At 30.5% G+C, this 20,768-nt stretch carries 18 protein-coding genes and 1 other RNA gene; 6 read left to right on the top strand and 13 right to left on the bottom strand.

Going from position 1 to position 20,768, the window contains the following annotated elements:
- Nucleotides 1-92: 92 nt before the first annotated feature.
- Nucleotides 93-449, bottom strand: a transfer-messenger RNA (tmRNA) gene (ssrA, locus tag RWS90_RS00450).
- Nucleotides 450-600: 151 nt separating this feature from the next.
- Between ssrA and RWS90_RS00445 the strand changes: the two genes are divergently transcribed.
- Both RWS90_RS00445 and RWS90_RS00440 read left to right on the top strand, forming a co-directional pair.
- On the top strand, nucleotides 601-1,848 hold the full coding sequence (locus RWS90_RS00445) for a replication-associated recombination protein A (RefSeq protein ID WP_314547928.1): 1,248 nt from the start codon (nucleotides 601-603) through the stop codon (nucleotides 1,846-1,848).
- Nucleotides 1,849-1,984: 136 nt separating this feature from the next.
- Nucleotides 1,985-3,346: an RNA-binding domain-containing protein gene (locus tag RWS90_RS00440; protein WP_314547927.1), complete on the top strand. Its 1,362-nt coding sequence runs from the start codon at nucleotides 1,985-1,987 to the stop codon at nucleotides 3,344-3,346.
- Nucleotides 3,347-3,511: 165 nt separating this feature from the next.
- Here the strand turns inward: RWS90_RS00440 and murB are convergent, their stop codons facing one another.
- The 6 genes from murB to RWS90_RS00410 form a co-directional block, all read right to left on the bottom strand.
- Nucleotides 3,512-4,414, bottom strand: coding sequence for a UDP-N-acetylmuramate dehydrogenase (gene murB, locus RWS90_RS00435; protein WP_314547926.1), 903 nt, complete (start codon nucleotides 4,412-4,414; stop codon nucleotides 3,512-3,514).
- Nucleotides 4,407-4,928, bottom strand: coding sequence for a GrpB family protein (locus tag RWS90_RS00430; protein ID WP_314547925.1), 522 nt, complete (start codon nucleotides 4,926-4,928; stop codon nucleotides 4,407-4,409). Before RWS90_RS00430 ends, murB begins: the two co-directional genes overlap by 8 nt.
- 134 nt (nucleotides 4,929-5,062) lie before the next feature.
- A complete protein-coding gene (locus RWS90_RS00425) occupies nucleotides 5,063-5,626 on the bottom strand; it encodes a DNA-3-methyladenine glycosylase I (RefSeq protein WP_314547924.1) in 564 nt (187 codons plus the stop codon).
- The gene (gene mfd / locus RWS90_RS00420; protein WP_314547923.1) at nucleotides 5,619-9,191 is read right to left on the bottom strand and encodes a transcription-repair coupling factor; all 3,573 of its coding nucleotides are present in this window, start codon (nucleotides 9,189-9,191) and stop codon (nucleotides 5,619-5,621) included. The genes RWS90_RS00425 and mfd overlap by 8 nt, the downstream gene beginning before the upstream one ends.
- Nucleotides 9,192-9,256: 65 nt before the next feature.
- Nucleotides 9,257-9,814 (bottom strand): aminoacyl-tRNA hydrolase, encoded by a 558-nt coding sequence (pth, locus tag RWS90_RS00415; protein WP_314547922.1) that lies wholly within the window; start codon nucleotides 9,812-9,814, stop codon nucleotides 9,257-9,259.
- A 94-nt stretch (nucleotides 9,815-9,908) separates the two neighbouring features.
- Nucleotides 9,909-10,859, bottom strand: coding sequence for a ribose-phosphate diphosphokinase (locus RWS90_RS00410; RefSeq protein WP_314547921.1), 951 nt, complete (start codon nucleotides 10,857-10,859; stop codon nucleotides 9,909-9,911).
- Between the two features lie 518 nt (nucleotides 10,860-11,377).
- Between RWS90_RS00410 and glyA the strand changes: the two genes are divergently transcribed.
- The 4 genes from glyA (at nucleotide 11,378) to RWS90_RS00390 (ending at nucleotide 16,229) form a co-directional block, all read left to right on the top strand.
- Entirely contained in the window at nucleotides 11,378-12,595 is a 1,218-nt protein-coding gene (gene glyA / locus RWS90_RS00405; RefSeq protein ID WP_314547920.1) for a serine hydroxymethyltransferase, read from the top strand.
- Between the two features lie 330 nt (nucleotides 12,596-12,925).
- Entirely contained in the window at nucleotides 12,926-14,287 is a 1,362-nt protein-coding gene (gene guaD / locus RWS90_RS00400; protein WP_314547919.1) for a guanine deaminase, read from the top strand.
- A 35-nt stretch (nucleotides 14,288-14,322) separates the two neighbouring features.
- Nucleotides 14,323-15,636, top strand: coding sequence for a solute carrier family 23 protein (locus RWS90_RS00395; RefSeq protein ID WP_314547918.1), 1,314 nt, complete (start codon nucleotides 14,323-14,325; stop codon nucleotides 15,634-15,636).
- 122 nt (nucleotides 15,637-15,758) lie between these two features.
- Nucleotides 15,759-16,229 (top strand): S-ribosylhomocysteine lyase, encoded by a 471-nt coding sequence (locus RWS90_RS00390; RefSeq protein ID WP_048802077.1) that lies wholly within the window; start codon nucleotides 15,759-15,761, stop codon nucleotides 16,227-16,229.
- 101 nt (nucleotides 16,230-16,330) lie between these two features.
- Here the strand turns inward: RWS90_RS00390 and yajC are convergent, their stop codons facing one another.
- From yajC to RWS90_RS00360, 6 genes are all read right to left on the bottom strand, one after another.
- A complete protein-coding gene (yajC, locus tag RWS90_RS00385; protein ID WP_314085428.1) occupies nucleotides 16,331-16,594 on the bottom strand; it encodes a preprotein translocase subunit YajC in 264 nt (87 codons plus the stop codon).
- Nucleotides 16,595-16,679: 85 nt separating this feature from the next.
- Entirely contained in the window at nucleotides 16,680-17,834 is a 1,155-nt protein-coding gene (tgt, locus tag RWS90_RS00380) for a tRNA guanosine(34) transglycosylase Tgt (protein WP_314547917.1), read from the bottom strand.
- A gap of 22 nt (nucleotides 17,835-17,856) precedes the next feature.
- On the bottom strand, nucleotides 17,857-18,885 hold the full coding sequence (gene queA / locus RWS90_RS00375; protein ID WP_314547916.1) for a tRNA preQ1(34) S-adenosylmethionine ribosyltransferase-isomerase QueA: 1,029 nt from the start codon (nucleotides 18,883-18,885) through the stop codon (nucleotides 17,857-17,859).
- A gap of 175 nt (nucleotides 18,886-19,060) precedes the next feature.
- Nucleotides 19,061-20,272: an FtsW/RodA/SpoVE family cell cycle protein gene (locus RWS90_RS00370; protein ID WP_314547915.1), complete on the bottom strand. Its 1,212-nt coding sequence runs from the start codon at nucleotides 20,270-20,272 to the stop codon at nucleotides 19,061-19,063.
- Between the two features lies 1 nt (nucleotide 20,273).
- Nucleotides 20,274-20,558, bottom strand: a complete 285-nt coding sequence (locus RWS90_RS00365) for a DUF1507 family protein (protein WP_314547914.1) — start codon at nucleotides 20,556-20,558, stop codon at nucleotides 20,274-20,276.
- Nucleotides 20,559-20,567: 9 nt separating this feature from the next.
- Nucleotides 20,568-20,768 (bottom strand): YqgQ family protein, encoded by a 201-nt coding sequence (locus tag RWS90_RS00360; protein ID WP_314085436.1) that lies wholly within the window; start codon nucleotides 20,766-20,768, stop codon nucleotides 20,568-20,570.

The following is a 20,768-nucleotide window of genomic DNA, read 5'->3' as shown; positions in this document are numbered from 1 at the left end:
AAAATTGAAATCCGGGGCTGGAATTTTTTCCATGCCCCGGATTTAGTATACAACCAATAAAAAAAGCATACCAAAATGGTATACTTCTAATTGAATGGAGATGGCGGGATTTGAACCCGCGTCCAAAAACACCTCCCCTTAGCCTCTACATGTTTAGTTTACCTATTGAATTTAATTCTCCACTTAAGCCGATAAACAGGCAATGAAAAACGAGTTTGATTAATCTCTTACTTTTTTCTACAAACGGAAGAAAAAAATCGTAGACTGCTAAGAATGAACCGATTAGCTTTGTCACAGTCAAACAAAGTAATCAGCCTTTAGCTTATTAAGCTGCTAAAGCGTAATTTGTTTTTTCGCCAGTTATATTTAACTGATGTGTTGTTAAAGAAGACAACCCTCCTACATGCCACCAAGAAGACTAGCATCCCTGTCGAATCCTAAACATCCCCTAAACGTGATTAATTTATTTTACCATAAATTTTAACTTATGTAAAATTTTATTATTTTCTTCTACACTCACTCCTAGTTAAACTTTCTAACAACAACCTTCTCAATTGTGATATAATTAACATTAGATAATAAAATTTTAAAGGAGGTACCATGGAAACCCTTATCAATAGATTACGCCCTACTAAAATTAACGACATAATCGGACAACATCATTTAATTGGAGATGGAAAAGTTCTTACTAAAATAGTAGAAAGCAAAAAAATGTTTTCTTTCATATTATATGGACCCCCTGGAACAGGAAAAACTTCAATAGCTAATGCTTTGGCTAATGAACTAGACTATAAATTTAAAATATTAAATGCTGTAAATTGTACAAAAAAGGACTTAACTGCTGTAATAGAGGAATCGAAAAGATTTAAAAAAGTTATTTTACTTCTTGATGAATTTCATAGATTAACAAAACCTATGCAAGATATACTTCTTCCAGAAATCGAATTTGATAATATATACGTTATTGGATGTACAACCAATAACCCTTATCATACGGTAAATCCTGCGATCAGATCACGTTTAATTATTTTTGAATTACAACAAGTTTCCAATAATGATATTTATGAATATCTAAAAAAAATAGCAAAAAATAAAGAAATATTCCCTAAAGAATTATCAATCGAGGATGATGTGTTTAAAACAATTGCACTTAACTCTTCCGGAGATTTGAGATTCTCACTAAATACTTTTGAAATTTTATATAATTTATCAAATGAAGGTGAAATTATTACAAAAGAGAAGCTATTAAACTTATCCCTAGGAAAATTCAAGTCCTATGATAAAGATGGTGATGCTTTTTATGATATTATTAGTGCCTTTCAAAAGTCTATTCGTGGAAGTGATGTTGATGCATCACTATATTACTTAGCATTGCTGATAGATAGTGGTGATTTAGACACTATATATAGAAGAATGAGTGTTATAGCTTATGAAGATATCGGTCTAGCTAATCCAAATATTGGACCTTTTGTTCATGCAGCTATTGAAAGTGCGAAGATGCTTGGACTACCTGAAGCAAGAATACCTTTGGCTAATGCGGTTATCCAACTAGCACTTTCGTTAAAATCTAATAGTGCTTATATGGCAATCGACAATGCACTGCACGAAACTAAAACAAATCCAAAATTCATAATTCCTGACCACTTGAGAGATGCACATTATTACGGAGCCGATAAATTAAATCGCGGTGTTGGCTATCAATATCCACACAGTCATCCAACTGGTTATATTAAACAACAATATCTTCCAGATAATTTAATAGGACGAACATTCTATACTCCAAAAACAAATAATAAAAATGAGCAAAATTTAGCTCAATATAAAAAATTTATAGATAATTTGAAATAAAAAAAGGGAGAGATAATATAACTTTATTTTAGAAAATAATACTTTCCCTATAACTATCACTTCTTAAAACCTAATAATAAAGAAAGAATACTTACGAAACAACAAAATTCAATACTTATATTAAAGGAGGACTGAAATGAATAAATATATTGAATCAGAGACTCTAGAATTGAAAGAAAAATATACTGATACAATTACTAAAGAAATTGTATCTTTCCTCAATAGTAATGGTGGAACAATTCTTATTGGTATAAAAGACAATGGTACTGTAATTGGCATTGAAAAGACAGATGATATTCTTAAGAAAATATCCGATATTATTACAGGTCAAATAGAACCAAATCCTCAAGACGAGATCAATACAGAACTTAGAAATATTGAAAAGAAAAATATTATTGCGATTATCATAAATAAAGGAAGGAATCATATTTATTGTCAAAAGAAATATGGATTTTCTTCAACGGGTTGTAGCATAAGAATAGGTACGACATGTAAAGAGATGACTCTTGAGCAAATTAACTTTAGATACGAGAAGAAATTTTTAGATAGTGAATATATGCTAAAAAAAAGTTCAAATTCACATAATTTATCATTTAGAGAACTCAAGATATATTATTCTGAAAGAGGCTATCATCTAGATGAGAAATCATATGAAACCAATTTAAACTTGAAAAATAAAGCTGGAGAATATAATTTACTTGCAGAATTATTATCTGATAAAAACAATATTCCATTTATTTTTGCTAAATTTAATGGAAAAAATAAAGCATCTATCTCTGAAAGAAGTGATTACGGCTATGGCTGTATCTTAACAACCTACAGTAAAATAAAAAACAGGTTACAATCAGAAAATATATGTTTTTCCGATACAACAATTCGCCCAAGAAAAGACACGTTCCTGTTTGACTTTGACTGTGTTAATGAGGCACTTCTTAACGCCCTAGTTCATAATGATTGGACAATTACAGAGCCACAGGTTTCAATGTTCCACGATAGACTTGAAATACTTTCTCATGGAGGACTTCTCAGCGGAATGACAAAAAAACAATTTTTTGATGGAATAAGTAAACCAAGGAATGCTACACTAATGAGAATATTTTTAAATATGGGACTGACCGAGCACACCGGACACGGTATTCCAACTATTGTAGAAAAATATGGAAAAGATGTTTTTGAAATTCAAAATAACTATATCAGATGTACTATTCCTTTTGAAAAAGAGATAATCAGTCAAATTGAAAACAAAAATGTCGGTTTGAATGTCGGTTTGAATGTCGGTTTGAATGTCGGTTTGAATGTCGCTTTAAATAAAACAGAAAAGAAAGTTATAGAAATTTTAATAGAAAATCCAAATTCAACATCAGCCGAACTTTCAGAACAAATAGAAGTAACAACAAGAACAATAGAAAGAGCATTTAACTCATTACAAGAGAAAAATATAATAAAAAGAATTGGCTCAAAACGTGATGGCTACTGGATTATAGTAAAACAAAAATAAGTTTTCAAATATAAATTCTAATAAGAAGACTTTATTAATGAGCATTTAATTCATTTTCATTGATAATTTCTATAAATAAGACCAAATAGAATAACAAAAAAAAGGGCATGACTCAACATAATCTTGTTTCTTAAGAAATCATGATTTTGTCGAGTCACTCCTTTTTTACTCACCTAATATTTTTACTTCGCATTCAAGCTCAACACCTGAATCTTCTAAAACTTTTTTCTGAACTTCTTTAATTAAGTTTTTATAATCTTCACACGTTGCAGAATTTATATTAACCATAAACCCAGCGTGTTTTTTTGAAACTTGCACTCCTCCTACAGTTAAGCCTTGCAATCCTGCATCTTGAATTAGTTTCCCTGCAAAGTAGCCTTCTGGTCTTTTAAATACAGATCCACATGAGGGGTATTCTAAAGGTTGTTTATCTGAACGCATTTTATTCAATTCATCAACTTTAGAAATGATTTCTTCTTTGTTTCCTTTTTTCATTTGGAAATATACTCTAGAAATAATTTCCTTAGTTTCTTGTATTACAGAATGTCTATATGAGAATTCCATCTGTTCATTAGTATAGATTTTCTTTTCACCATTTTTAGTGAAGACCTCTACTTTTTGAACAACTTCTTTCATCTCACCACCGTATGCACCAGCATTCATGAAGATTGCCCCACCTACGCTTCCTGGAATACCACATGAAAATTCAAGATTTGTTAGGCTATTTTCTATACAAAAATCAGCAAGTTCTTTTAGTGTTAATCCAGCATAACAAGAAATAATATCACCATCTAATAATTCAATATTATTCATGTCACTAGTCAGAGCAACAATTCCGCTAATTCCGTTATCAGAAATTAATACATTTGAACCATTACCTAGTATAGTTAATTCAATATTATTCTCATAACTATAAGATATAACATTTTGCAAATCTTCTTCATTTGTTATTTTCACTAATACTTCGGCATTTCCACCAGTTCTTGTGAAGCTATAATTTCTTAGAGGTTCATTATACAGTACTTCACTACTTTGAAGAATCTCCTCAATTTTTTTTGTCTTAATCATTGTTTTCAATCCTTTTTAACATTTCATTTATAAATATTACTTTTTGCACTGAATAATCTTTAAATGAAAGTTCTCTATTATTCTTTTTAAATGAATTATAGTCATTTTTTAAATCTTCATTATTAAAAACTTCTCTAACTTTTATAAAATCTTTATGTATTTCTGTATCGCGTTGGACTACATTTAACACTACATCATAGCTCATTGTTAAATAATCGATTATTCTCGCGTACTTAATTACACCTTTTATTCCATTATGAGCTATTCTATGATAACCTATATTATTTAACCTTTTTTCATCAAACGTTGTTATCTCGTGTAAATTCTCAACAACAACAAGCATATCTACAATTTCCTCTCCTAATACCTGTGTAGTACTCGTCGCACCAATATGTAGGAACTCACACTTTGGCATTTTAGGAATCTCTTGTATTTTTTTTATTTCTTCTAAAAATATATTAACAAAGACCTCATTGTCTTTTATTTCTTCAATTTTAACAGTTCTCTTATCCATTTATAAAATCCTATCTTAAAATTAAACATTCTTATATATTATAGACGTTATTTCTTACAAAGTAAAGTTATATCTGAATTTGAATATATGCGCTATTAGTAATACTGTCCTTTGAATCTATTTAATCTCATTTATTAGCAGCAATCTTCATAACAAAAACAACTTTTTTCATGGTCATTTATCATACCAATAGCTTGCATATAACTATAAATGATGGTACTTCCTACAAAGTTAAATCCTCTCTTCTTCATATCCTTACTTATCTTGATAGACAAATCAGATTCACTAAGTGCATCTTTGTAGCTTTCTAACTTATTATTAATTTTTTTATAATCTGTAAACCCCCAGATATACTTATCAAAACTTCCAAATTCTTTTTGTACTTTGATAAATGCAAGAGCATTTTTTCTAACTGAATAGATTTTCAACTTATTCCTTATTATACTCTCATCTTCCCTTAATGATTCTAAATATTCATCGGTATAATTTGCACAAACATTATAATCAAAATTATCAAAAGCTCGTTTAAAGTTTTTACGTTTTTTTAATATTAACGACCAGCTTAATCCTGCTTGCATACCTTCTAATACTAAATATTCGAATAACATCTGTTCATCATGGGTTTCTCTGCCCCATTCATTATCATGATATTCAATATCTAAGGGAGCTTTCGCCCAATGACATCTATTTTTATTCATGATTTACCTCCAAATTATTATTCACAATAGCTAACATTTCTCTAATTCGCCTGATGCTGTATCTTTCTTTTTTATCAATCTCAAGGAAAAATCCATCCTTTGCAATGATACGAGTATCTTTATGAGGAGTTAATACTGTAAATAATTCTTTTCCTTTTAGATTATTCATAATTTTTTTATCAAATGTTATAACTACCTTATTCGCTAATTCTTTTACACTAGTAACCATCGTGTTTTTTGCCATAACTTTTAAATAACAAATATCTACTAAATTATTTACTTCTTCTCCAAAATCAGAGAATCTATCTATTAAATCTTCAACGATACTTTCTATTTCTTCATCACTCACAACGTTATTTAATCTCTTATAGAAATCTATTTTATCTGCATCACTAGAGATATACTCTTTTGGAATAAAGGCATCTACATTAAGTTTAATCTCTAAGTCATCAGTCTCAACTTCAAAAATATCTTTTTTAATTTTCGGAGCAGCTTCTTTGATTATATTTTCATAATAACTCACATCTTGAGTTCTATCTTTTTCTAATAACGGTTCTAAAATTCCTTTTTTGGCTTGAATTTCTTGTTCTAACATTTGAGAATATAATGTATAACCTACCGAATCGATGAATCCATGTTGTCTACCACCTAGAACATCACCTGCTCCACGAATTGATAAATCTTGCATGGCAATCTTAAATCCGCTTCCTAAAGAAGTAAAGTTTTTAATCGCTGATAATCTTTTCTCCGAGTTTTCTGTTAATGATTTAAAGGGTTCATACATTAGATACGCATAGGCTTCTCTACTGCTTCGTCCAACTCGTCCACGAAGTTGATACAATTGACTTAATCCAAAACGATCAGCATCTTCTACTATTAAAGTATTTACATTTGAAATATCAATACCCGTTTCTATTATTGTCGTCGATATTAACATATCATATTTTCTATCGATAACATCTGACATAATGTTCTCTAGTTCCCTTTGGCTCATTCTACCATGGGCATAAGCGATATTGATATCAGGCAATAATCGTTTTAGTTCTAAGTATTTTTCGTCAATTGTCTCTACCCTATTATAAACATAGAATACCTGTCCTCCACGGTTAACCTCATTCATAACGGCTTCTTTGATAACCATTTTGTTTTGTGCAGTTACAAAGGTTTGAATAGGCTGACGTTCTCTAGGAGGAGTCTCTATTACTGATAAGTCCCTAATCCCTATTAGACTCATATGCAATGTTCTTGGTATAGGAGTTGCACTAAGTGTAAGTACATCTACTGTATTTTTAAGATGTTTAATTTTTTCTTTATGTTTTACTCCGAAACGTTGTTCTTCATCTATTATCAGTAGCCCTAAATCTTTATATTTAAATTTATCATTTAATAACTTATGAGTACCAACAATTATATCAATCTTACCTTCTTCAAGTTTCTTACAAATTTCGGTAATATCTTTTGCAGATTTAAACCTACTTACTACTTCTATATTAACTGGGAAGTTAGCAAATCTACTTACAAAATTGTCATAGTGTTGTTCGGCTAATAGCGTTGTCGGCACTAAAACAGCGACTTGCTTATTATCAGTAACAGCTTTGAATGCAACCCTCATAGCAACTTCGGTTTTACCAAATCCAACATCTCCGCATAGAAGTCTATCCATAGGACGTTCTTTTTCCATATCTCTTTTGATTTCTTCAGTAGCTTTCACCTGATCTTCTGTTGGAATAAACGAGAAGTCTGCTTCAAACTCAGCTTGCATACTACCGTCAAGACTATAAGCATATCCCAAACTCAACTCACGTTTAATATACAGTTTAATCAAGTCTTCAGAGATATCTTCGATTTCTTTACGAACCTTGTTCTTAGTCTTTTGCCAATTTTTTGTACCAAGTTTGTTTAGCGCTGGTTTTCTATTGTCAGTAGAAGCGGTATATTTTTGAATATAGTTCATATTATTTATATCCACATAAATAATATCTCCACCATCATAGACGATTTTTAAGAAGTCTTTATACACTCCTCCTACTTCAACATTCTCTATACCTTCATAAAGTCCAATCCCATGGCTAACATGGACAATATAATCACCAACATTTAATTCTTGATAATTTCGTATTTTTTCTGAGTTAGTATATTTAAATTTTACGCGTCGTTTCTTTCTCTCTTCTTCTGTAAACAGTTCACGCGGTGTTAATAGAAATATTTTATTCTTTCTATCCTCTAACCCTTTAAAGTGATATTTATTTACATCAATAAAAATTTTTCCTTCTTTAACACCGTAGTAAATATCATCATAAAAATAATTGTCAAAAAGAACTTTTTCAATATAATCTCTTTGCTTTTGAGTATTTAATGAAATTATTACCTTATAATTATCCGTTATTTTTTCCTTGATTTCTTTAGCTAAGTATTCTTCACTTGAGTAATATGCCAGATCAATTATATCTAAGTTATAGTTTTTCTCGATAATTTTATCATTTAATTTTAAATTAGATAAATAGTATTTTCTTGTATCTAAGTTTTGAATCTTTTCAAATGCTATATTATCTATCACATCTTGATAAATATAACTTCTATTCATCTCCTGCAAGCTCGTTAAAAAGTACTCCCTTAAGCCTTCTATCTTTTCTAGGATCTTATGATAATTATCATAGAAGATAATAGTATCATCTGTTAAATAATCTGCAATACTAAACGAATTTTCATAAATTAAATTTGAAAAACTCTCTAAGTCACTAAAATCACCAGTAGCTTTATAGATTTCTATTTTTTCTTGTAGGTATGTACTAATTTCTTGATAATATGTACTAATTTCTTGATAATTTATATCTTCTTTTAACTTCTTATCATTTAGTTTAGCCAGTATTTTTTCAACGACTATATCTTTCTCCTCAGAAGTTAGGAAAAAATCACTTGTAGGATAAATAACAGTACTATTAATTTTATCAAGCGATCTTTGTGTGATTTCATCGAAGGTTCTCATACTATCAAGCTCATCATCAAAGAAATCCAATCTAATAGGCTTATCATTTAGTGGGCTAAAAATATCGACTATACTCCCTCTTTTTGAAAATTCTCCTACTACATCAACACTCTCAACTCTACGATAACCCATATTTACGAGTTTTCTCTGCAATTCTTCAAAATTAATAACAGTCTCTTCACTAATTTCAAAGCTATTATTCTTAAAATCGCTAGGATTCTTCACAGTTCTATAAATAGCTTCTATAGAAATAATAATTATACTGTGTATATTATTCACCAAGTTTTCAAGAACTTTTATTGAATTTTGAACTAAATCATTACTCTTAGAAGTATGACGTTTTAATATGTCAATTTCTGGATAAATGTATGTTTCTTCTTCGAAATCATTTAATATTGTAAATAATTCTTCAGCTTCTGCTTTACTCTGAGATAAAACTACAACAGTGTTATTACTCTGTTTATATTCATTATATATTTCCAAAGCACGTGTTGTTAAATTTTGTCCATAAATTCCTATATTTTTATACTTTTTCTCGAATTGTAAATCTACAATTTTCAAAAGATTATCTTTTATCATTTACGCTCCTTTCTACAACAAATAGCAGCAGAGAGGCTTTCTTATCCCCTAATGCTGCGGTTGCTTTAATTATATTTATTCATTAAATCTACGAAACTCATTTTTGAGAAGTCTTCAATACAATTTACACTTTTAGAATAAATTTTTTCAATTTCATTCATCTCATCTTTTGAAAATCTACCCAGTACATAGTCAACTACTTTCATAGGAGGAGTAGGTCTATCGATTCCAATTTTAAGTCTATTAAACTTTTCAGTTCCTAAATGACTTATAATGCTCTTAATTCCGTTATGTCCCCCGCTACTTCCTTTTGCTTTTAGTTTAAAATTTGCAGTTTTCGTATCTAAATCATCGTAAATTACTAAGATGTCTTCTATATCAATCTCAAAATAATCATAAAACTTCCCTACTGCTTCACCTGAAAGATTCATATATGTTGTAGGTTTAATCAACAAATATTTAATTCCGTTATGATAAGTCATAGCGTATTCTGCATTAAATTTCGTTTTGTCAAAACTTACATTCCATGATTTTGCAAGTTCATCAAGAATCATAAATCCTATATTATGTCTTGTATTTTCATATTGTTTCCCTGGATTTCCTAATCCAACTATCAATTTCATAAGTTATCCTCACTTTATTTATTTACTATCGAATGCATGACTTAAAGAAGACAACGGACACCGCTGCCTTCTTTAAATTTTTATTTAAAAATTATTATTCAAAAAGAACACTTACTGGTTCGTTATTGTGGATTTTATAAATAGCCTTAGCAATTAAATCACCTACACATAACGGCACCATTTTATCTAGTTTTTTCTCTTCTGGTATATCAATTGTGTTAGCATACACTAATTCTTTAATTGGAGAATTTTCGATTCTATCTAATGCTTGTCCACTTAATACAGCATGCGAGCAACTTGCATATACTTCTTTTGCTCCTCTATCTTTAAGCGCTTGTGCTCCTAAAGTAATAGTTCCTGCTGTATCAATAATATCATCTATAAGGATACAAGTTTTTCCTTCAATATTACCTACAATATTCATAACTTCAGCAACATTCGGTTTTGGTCTTCTCTTATCGATAATTGCGATTGGTGTATTTAAAGCATCGGCTAATTTTCTAGCACGAGTTACACCACCGTGATCTGGTGATACAACAACAACTTCTTCCATATCAGGAAGTTTTTCTTTAAAGTATTTTGCAATAATTGGCACGGCCATAAGATGATCCACAGGAATATCAAAGAACCCTTGGATTTGAAGTGCATGAAGATCTAATGCAATTACACGATCTGCTCCTGCTACTTCTAATAAGTTAGCTACTAATTTAGCTGTAATAGGTTCACGACTTCTTGCTTTTCTATCTTGACGTGCATATCCGTAATAAGGAATCACAACGTTAATAGTGTCCACTGAAGCACGTTTAAGTGCATCTATCATAATCAATAAAGTCATTAAATTGTCATTTACAGGACCACTAGTAGATTGTAGTACGAATACTTCAGATCCACGTACACTTTCCTCTATATTAATTGAAACCTCTCCGTCACTAAATTTTTTCACACTACATTTACTTAGTTCTACTCCTAGTGACTTCGCTACTTGTTGTGCCAATGGAATATTAGCATTCAATGAAAACAGCTTTAATGGTTTATCTACAAGCATATAAAATTTTCTCCTTAAAAATTGGTTCGATAGTAATACAGATGTATTCCGTAGATTATTATAGCATAAATATTAGATAATTTCTACTAATTCAAGTATAGACTAATTAAAATCCATAATTTTTTTACTATTTTTCGTTTTCTTCGCTACATCACTTTAGCACCCATCCCAATATTAATCTATTTTAAATTTTTGAAATAGAAATTTCCCTATGTTAATAATTTTCAAGAATTTTTACTATCACAAATTTTAATATTCGTTTTTTGTTACTACTTTATGATATTTTTTAATTATTTCGACTATTTTTTTCATTTTTTAGTTTATTTTTTTAAAATACTATGCTATTATTATATGAAATAGAATAAAGAAATTTCATAAACTATTAATTTTTTTAGTGATTACATCTTTTTTTATAGTTAACATAGTCTTTAATGTAGGTATATTTTTTCTTATGTTACACTTTTAAAACTATAACTTTTCTTTATTTCTAACTTTAATACAATAAAAGGAGTACGCTCATGGATAAAATTTTTGAATTAATTGAAAAAGAACAACATAGACAAGATACTAATATCGAACTTATAGCAAGCGAAAACTTCGTTTCTAAAGATATACTAAAAGCAACAGGAAGTATTTTAACTAATAAATATGCAGAAGGATACCCTGGAAAAAGATATTACGATGGTTGCGAAGTAGTTGATGAGATTGAAACACTTGCAATCGAAAGATTAAAAGAGCTTTATGATGCAAAATTCGCTAACGTTCAAGCTCACTCTGGATCAAGTGCAAATATTGCCGTATACCTATCTTTACTTACACCTGGTGAAACAGTCTTAGGTATGAGTATGGATGCAGGTGGTCACCTAACTCATGGTAGTAAAGTTAGTTTTTCAGGCAAACTGTTCAATGCAGTTTCTTATGGTGTAGATAAAGATACTCATCTTATAGATTACAATGAAGTGCGCCGTATTGCTAAAGAACACAAACCAAAAATGATTATCGCTGGATCAAGTGCATACTCTCGTGTAATTGATTTTGCTAAATTTAGAGAAATTGCTGATGAAGTCGGAGCTTACTTAATGGTTGACATGGCTCATATCGCTGGTCTTGTTGCAGCAGGATTACATCCAAACCCATTACCATACGCTGATGTTGTTACATCAACTACACACAAAACTTTAAGAGGACCTCGTGGTGGAATTATTCTTACTAATAATGAAGAAATAGCAGTTAAAATTAATAAAATGATTTTCCCTGGAGCACAAGGAGGACCTTTAGAACATGTAGTAGCAGCAAAAGCAATTTGCTTTGCTGAGGCTCTTAAACCAGAATTCAAAGTATATCAACAACAAGTAGTTAAAAATATGAAAGCTATGGTTGAAGCCTTCAAAGAAAATAACATTCCTGTTGTTTCTAACGGTAGTGATAACCACCTATGTTTAATTGATACATATTCTACTTATAACGTAACTGGTCACGATGCAAGTAGCTTATTAAGTAAAGCTAAAATCACATGTAATAAAAATGGTATCCCATTTGACACATTACCACCAATGAAAACTAGTGGATTACGTTTAGGGGCTGCTGCTATGACAACTAAAGGATATGTTGAAGAAGATTTTGTAGAAATTGCAAACATTATCTGTGATTTACTAAAAAATGGTGAAGGCTATTTAGAAACAGCTCAAGAAAGAGTAGCAACTCTAGTATCAAAAGAAAGAAAAGAATTTAGGTAAAAATAATATTTCAAACGTGCTGACCTAAAAGTCCTAAATTTTAAAAAAGTTTATATAAGAACTCATAAACACAGTGATTATTGATATCTAAACTCACTTTACGAAAGATTTTTAGATATCTAATAAACTTTGCGGGAGTGACTCGACAAAATCGATTTCTCTGAAATCACAATTTTGTCGAGTCACTCCCGTTTTTTACGAATTATAATATTTAAAATCCAAGACTATCGTTCGTGTTTTAACAAATAAAAATTTAAATTAGTTTTTTATTGTTGACAACGTTCGTTTTTTGTGTTATATTTATGGAAATTCTTTAGGAGAAATAAAAATATGAATAACAAAAAAGTAATAAAAGCGTCTTTTTTCCATAGCCCTGAATATGGAGGTATTGAATTTTTAAAACAGGCTCTAGTATTTGTTTCTAGTGATGGTATCATATCTAAAGTTATTAGACAGGATGATGAGAATTATCTCGAATTACTAGATAAGCATTCCAAAGATAATCACTTCTTTGATTTCAAAGATAAAATTCTTTTGCCTGGATTTATTGATTTACATATTCATGCTCCACAATGGCCACAAGCTGGTCTTGCATTGGATGACGAATTAAGTTATTGGTTAAATAATTTCACATTCCCTTTAGAATCTAAATATCAAGATCTAGACTACGCTCGAGAAGTATATTCTGATTTAGTAAAAACATTACTTGCTAATGGAACTACTTCAGCAATGTACTTTGGTACTATACATAATGAAGCAACGCTCGAATTAGCAAAAATTTGTGCTAGTTATGGTCAAAGAGGGTTCGTCGGAAAAGTAGTTATGGATGATAAAACTATGAATCCTGATTTTTATCGCGATAATAGTACAAAAGAAGCTATAGAAAATACTGAAAAATTTATTATAGATGTACAAACACTTGCAAAAGATGTATTTCAAGGTGTATATCCAGTTATTACTCCTCGTTTTGTTCCAAGTTGTACTGACAATGCACTTCTTGAACTAGGAAAGTTAGCAAAAAAATATAATTGTTATATTCAAAGTCACTGCAGTGAAAGTGACTGGGAGCATAATTTTGTTATAGACCGTTTCGGAAAAAGAGATTCAGAAGTCTTAGACCAATTTGGTCTACTTACTGATAAATCAATTATGGCTCATGGAAATTTTATTGACTCAGACGATGCAGATATTTTCAAAAAGAAAAAATCTTCTGTCTGTCATTGTCCTATTTCTAATTCATATTTTGCAAATGCAGTGTTTCCTGTTAATCAACTAAAAAAACAAGGTTTAAATATTTGCCTAGGTACTGACATATCTGGTGGATTCTCACCTAGTCTTTATGACAATATTAAGCATTCAGTTATGGCTAGCAGAATGCTAAATGATGGAGTAGATAATAAACTTAGTGCTGAGAATCGTGGAACAAATAATGCAAGGGTTAGTGTATTTGAAGCTTTTTATCTTGCCACTACAGGTGGTGGTGAGGCTTTAAAATTACCTTTAGGTATTTTTAAAGAAGGTTACATTTGTGACTTCCAAGTAATTGATATTAATTCACCTAACAACAAACTTCCTAATTTTTTAGATAATGAAGAAGATAAGTACCTTCTTCAAAAAATATTATATCTTTCTACATCAGAAAACATTAGAGAAGTTTGGGTTCAAGGTAAACAAATTCTAAAAAAAAATTAATAACATATAATTTAAATTAAGGAGACTACGTTTTTATGACGAAACAAAATAAACATTTAACTATTGGAGTTGAAGAGAATATCCCATTTTCTCAATCACTAATTTTAGGTTTACAGCACGTCCTAGCGATGGATGTTTATGTACCACCTTTCATTTTAGCAACTGCGCTTGCTTTATCACCTGGTGATGCTACTGGACTTATTCAATCTACTTTCCTTGGTGCAGGTATAGCATCATTAATTCAGGTATTATTTTACTTAAGATTACCGGTTTGTCAAGGTCCATCATTTATCCCACTAGGTGCTATTATTGGTATATATATGGGAACTAAAAATCTTGGAACTGTTCTTGGTGCAAGTATAGTAGGTGCAATATTAATAATCTTACTTGGATATTCTGGTATTTATAAATATATAGTAAAAAATTATATTCCTTCTATTGTTAGTGGAACAATAATTATGATAGTGGGATTAACTCTACTTCCTTCGGCATTCGTTAGTAATATCTACATTGAAGGTAACGGGTTAACTATGAAGCAAAATGTATTATTAGCATTCATTACAGCCGCTTCTTTAATACTATTTTCTACTCTGGGAAATTACATTAATAGATTTAAAAGAATATTCCAAATTTCATCAGTAATTATTGCATTAGGTATTGGAACATTTTCAGCATACTTAATGGGCGGATTTAGTACTCAAGGGATTAAAGATGCTAGCTTTTTCTCAATGCCAAAACTGCTATTTTTAGATTATAATATACATTTTGAAATTTCTGCTATTATAACAATGATAATAATCTATATGGTTCTTTTAGCTGAAACTACTGGTACGTGGTATGCAGTAAGTTCAGTTATAGATGAACCTCTAAGCGATACTCAAGTAAATAAAGGAGTTATCGGCGAAGGAATTGGATGTCTAGCAGCAGCTCTTGTAGGTGCAACACCTGTTACAGGATATTCTACAAATGCTGGTATCATTTCTATTACTGGTGTAGCTAGTAGAAAAGTATTTGTAATGGCTTCATTCTGGTTTATCGGATTATCATTCTTAGGTAAACTTTCTGCAATTATTAATTCAATTCCTTCTGCTGTTATCGGCGGAGTATTCTCAGTAGTATGTATTATCATCCTACTAAACGGATTTAGAGTTGTTAAAAATCTAGATTTCTCTGAAAGAGAATTATACATTATTGGAGTACCTTTAATGTTCACAATTGGATTATTATTTATTCCAGCAGAACTAAAAACTAGCGCGCCTCAGTTGCTTCAATATTTAATAGGTTCTCCTATTGCTGTAGGAGCAATTGTAGCAATAATAATGAATAAACTTATTCCATTAGAAAAATAATTTTAGAACTTTAAAACTGATGTTCGCACGAGCATCAGTTTTTATTCTTATTAATTTTATATTTTTCAAAAATATAGTATAATTATATCTGCTAATTAAATTACAGAAATGGAGATATATCGATGACAGAAAAGAAAATGAACGTTGAAAGTTTTAACCTAGATCACACTAAAGTTGTTGCACCATATATTAGATTAGTTGGTGTATATTCTGGTGATAATGGTGATAAAATTTATAAATATGATATTAGATTTTGTCAGCCGAATAAAGAACACTTAGAAATGCCTAATCTTCACTCATTAGAACATTTAATAGCTGAACTAATCAGAAATCATCTTGATAATGTATTAGATTTCGGTCCTATGGGTTGCCAAACTGGTTTCTACCTATCAGTTATTAATAACGATAGTTACGAAGAAGTAGAAGAAGCACTTGCTAAAACACTTGAAGATGTACTAGTAGCAACTGAAGTACCAGCTTGTAATGAGGTTCAATGTGGTTGGGCTGCATCTCACTCTTTAGAAGGTGCTCAAATGGAAGCTAAAAAATTCTTAGAAAAACGTTCTGAATGGAAAAACGTTTTTAGTAAATAACATAAAAAAGTCAAGAGACTGATTTTTAGCATCTCTTGACTTTTTTAATGGGAATTTAAGATAAGAACAAATTCAATACTCAAATCCACTCTACACTTTTATTATTTTGCAACTAAGCTACGAATAGCATTACGATCTATTTCGATTTCTACTTTCGGTGCAATTCTTACTTTCACTGTTACTGTCCCTACTTCTACGATATCTCCGTAAATCCCTGCGAAAGTTACAATTCTATCTCCTTCTTTTAATGAATCTTGAAGAAGCTTTAATTCTTTATTTCTTTTAGATTGTGGTCTAATTATCATGAAATACATAAATCCAAAAAGGAATACAATCATAATAATATTTACATATGAACCTTGCATGTTTTACCTCCATTTATTTATATATGTTTATTCTACTATATAGTAAGTAAAAAATAAACCTTTTATACTATTTTTTTATAATTAATTAGAAATTTTTAGGATTTTCTTGGTTCAATCCATATTTTTCAAAGAATTCTTCTTTAAAGTCTAATAATCTGTCTTCTCTTATAGCTTGACGAATGTCTTTCATCATATTAATCAAGAAATGGATATTATGAGTAGTCGCTAGTCTAGCTCCAAAAATCTCATCAGCTTTGAATAGATGACGAAGATAGGCTTTTGTATAGTTTTTACAACAATAACATGAACATTCTGGATCAAGTGGTGTAAAATCTTCTGCATACTTAGCATTTTTTACTACTACACGACCTGCAGAAGTCATACAAGTACCATTACGTGCTATACGAGTTGGCAATACGCAATCAAACATATCAACCCCTCTTAACACTCCTTCAAATAGAGCATCAGGTGATCCAACCCCCATTAAATATCTAGCTTTATTAGCTGGCAATAACGGTGTTACATGTTCTAAAACTCTATACATTTCATGTTTAGGTTCTCCTACTGATAATCCCCCAATAGCATACCCTGGAAAATCCATACTTACCAAATCTTTAGCACTTTGTTCACGAAGATCATTAAATCCAGCTCCTTGAACTATACCAAAGATACTTTGCGTTTTAGGATTTTTATGCGCTTGTAGACATCTTTCTGCCCAACGACTTGTTCTTTCTACTGACTGACGAATATATTTATAATCATGATTATAATCTGGACATTCATCAAAAGCCATCATAATATCAGAACCTAGAGCATTTTGAATATGCATTGCTTTTTCTGGTGACAAAAATAGTTTTTCTCCAGATAAATGATTTTTAAAATGAACTCCCTCTTCCTCAATTTTTCTCATTTCACTTAGAGAAAATACTTGAAATCCTCCTGAGTCTGTTAGGATACTTCCATCCCAATTCATAAATTTATGAAGTCCGCCTGCTTTTTCAACGATTTTCTCACCGGGACGTAGCCAAAGATGGTATGTATTAGATAAAATAATATCTGCACCCATTCCCTTCACTTCTTCAGGTGACATCGCTTTAACAGTAGCTTGAGTTCCAACCGGCATAAATACAGGAGTTTCAAAACTTCCATGTGGTGTATGAACAATACCTAATCTTGCTCCAGATTGTTTACAAGTTTTTATATGTTCATACCAAACTGCATTTTCTTTTACATCTCTCATATAACATTTTTCCTTTCAATAACTATATTATTATCATTGCATCTCCAAAACTGAAGAAACGATATTTGTTTTCAACTGCTATGTTGTACAACTCTATAACTTTTTCTCTATCATAAAACGCACTTACTAGCATTATTAACGATGATTTCGGTAAGTGGAAGTTTGTAATTAGACCATCAACACATTTAAACTTAAATCCTGGATAAATAAAAATATTAGTCCATCCAGATGCCGCAACAATCTTACCATTATTATCACGAGCAATTGTCTCCAGTGTTCTTGTTGAGGTTGTACCTACAGAGAAAATTCTTCCACCATTTTCTTTTGTTTGATTTATTATTTCAGCTGTTTTTTCATCCAAAGTGTAATATTCTGAATGCATATCATGATCTTCTATATTTTCTACAGCAACAGGTCTAAAAGTACCTAATCCCACATGAAGAGTTAAATAAGCTATATTTACACCTTTTTCTTTTATTTTTTCTAATAATTCATTCGTAAAATGTAACCCAGCAGTTGGTGCTGCTGAACTTCCTACCTCTTTTGAATAAACTGTTTGATATCTTTCTTTATCAGTTAATCGCTCTTTAATATATGGAGGAAGTGGCATAGTTCCAAGTTCATCTAATCTTTCTTGAAAAATCCCTTCATATTTGAATTCAAAATGTCTAAATCCATCATCTAAGATTTTTGTACATACTGCTTCCATTACACCATCACCAAAAGAAACGATACTTCCTTCTTTTATTCTTTTAGCAGGTTTCACAAGACATTCCCAATCATTATGCCCTAAATTTTTCAATAATAATACTTCTATTGCAGCTCCCGTATCTTTTTTCGCTCCATATAAACGAGCCGGCATAACGCGAGTATTATTAAGCACTAAAGTATCCCCAGGATTGAAATAATCTATAACATCTGAAAAAACTTTGTGATCATGTGTATTGCTTTTTCTATCTACACAAAGCAACTTACTAGTATCTCTTTTTAAAAGAGGTGTTTGTGCTATAAGCTCCTCTGGTAAATAAAAATCAAATTGTTCTAATTTCATTTAAAATCTCCTTTGAAAGTTACCTTTACTATTATAGCTTGATTGTCTTAAGTTAGCAAGTCTCACCATAATAATTTATAATTTTTTCCATTCTTTACAATTCGTAAATCTAAAATATTTATTTAAAAAGTAAAATTCGGACTAATATGTTAAATATTAATCCGAATATTCAATATTATTTATTACTTCGTAAGTATTTTACATGAGCCAATATATTAGTAGCTATCCCTAATCCTATACTTAAAATTAAAATAGAACTACCCCCATTACTAATAAATGGTAATGGTACACCAGTCATTGGAATAGAAGCTGTTACTCCGCCTATGTTTACTACTCCTTGTACCACTAATAAGCTTGCAAAACCTAGAGAGTACATTGCTGAAAATGTATTTCTTGATTTCGTACCTGAAAAAATTACTTTACCTATTAGTACAAGCAATAACATAACAACAAATACAACACCAACAAATCCTAATTCTTCAGCAATTATAGCAAGAATGAAGTCAGTATGTGCTTCGGGTAAGTATCCTAATTTTTGGATAGAGTTACCTAAACCTCTACCGAATAATCCCCCATTACCAAAGGCAACATACGAATTTATTACTTGATCAGCAGCGGCTGCTAAATCTTCTGAAAAAGGATTTAAAAATACTTTTAAACGATTTGTTCTGTAAGATGATCCACTGCTAAACAGCGCGCTTTTCATCATAAATAACATAAGTACTGCCGCTCCAGCAATCAACGCAAGAGATATAATTTTCTTTACATTTTGGGAATGCATATTTGAACATAGCGTCATTATTCCAATTACTGATAAAGTAATAAGCATCATTCCCGTATCGTTTTGCGCAGCTATTAACGTAACAAGTGCAAGAGGAATACCAAATATTTTCAAAAGTTCTGAACTAGTGCATATTTGTCTCAACTTCACTTTTCTTGTCTCTAAAATAAAAGCCATATACATAATAATAAAAAGTTGTGCTAAAGTTGAAGGTTGAAAACTGAAAGAACCTATCCTAATCCATGATTTTGCACCATTAATTGCAGGCATTAATTGCGGTATTAAAAGTAAAATAAACATTACAATAAAACCATATTTTAATAATTCTTTCTCTTTAAAAACCTCAAACGGTATAGCAACCGAAAATAGTAAGAACGCTAAATAGGCTAGGATTGCCCACATGGCTTGTCGTTGTAGGAAATAAGTCTCACTTACAGGAATACCCGATGTAAATGTTCCATATTTATTTCCTATCATACTAGCACTATACACCATCATACAGCTTAAAACTAACAAAACTAGTAACGTTAAAGCTACCATCCAATCTAACCTGACATGACGGCGTTCATGCTTTATAGATCTATGTATTTTTCCAAAAAGTTTCATACTAATTCGCTTTGCTTTCTTGAATAACAGTATTATACATTTCACTAGCCTTATCTTCTAAATCGGCTAGTATTATGCGTCCTGCCTCTTGAGAGATACAACCTATTTCTACTGCCAAGTTTATTTCTTTTGAAAGTCCATAAATTTGAGTATCAATAACGTCTTGATATAAAGGGCATTTCCTTTGACCTTTCACTGATATACAGGCATTAATCATCTCTTCTATTCTCATAACATCTTCTTCTATTCTCTTACGTATCTTTATATAAATAAGTTTATTACTCATTATTATCACCTATCCTTTTGATAATTCATAATTAACTTCATGTCTTATTATAGCAATTGCCCTAATAAAATCCTCATTTGAAATTAATTCTAAACGTCTTAATTCTCTTACTTCATATTCTACCATACTTAATGTGTGTTTTCTATCCTTCATATATATTATTATACCAAAAGATTTCAAAAATTGCTGTAAATCATAAAAATTTATCAT

It is taken from the genome of uncultured Gemella sp. (genome assembly GCF_963529685.1).
In the GTDB taxonomy this organism is placed as follows: Bacteria; Bacillota; Bacilli; order Staphylococcales; family Gemellaceae; genus Gemella.
This window is presented reverse-complemented; position numbering and strand designations above follow the sequence as displayed.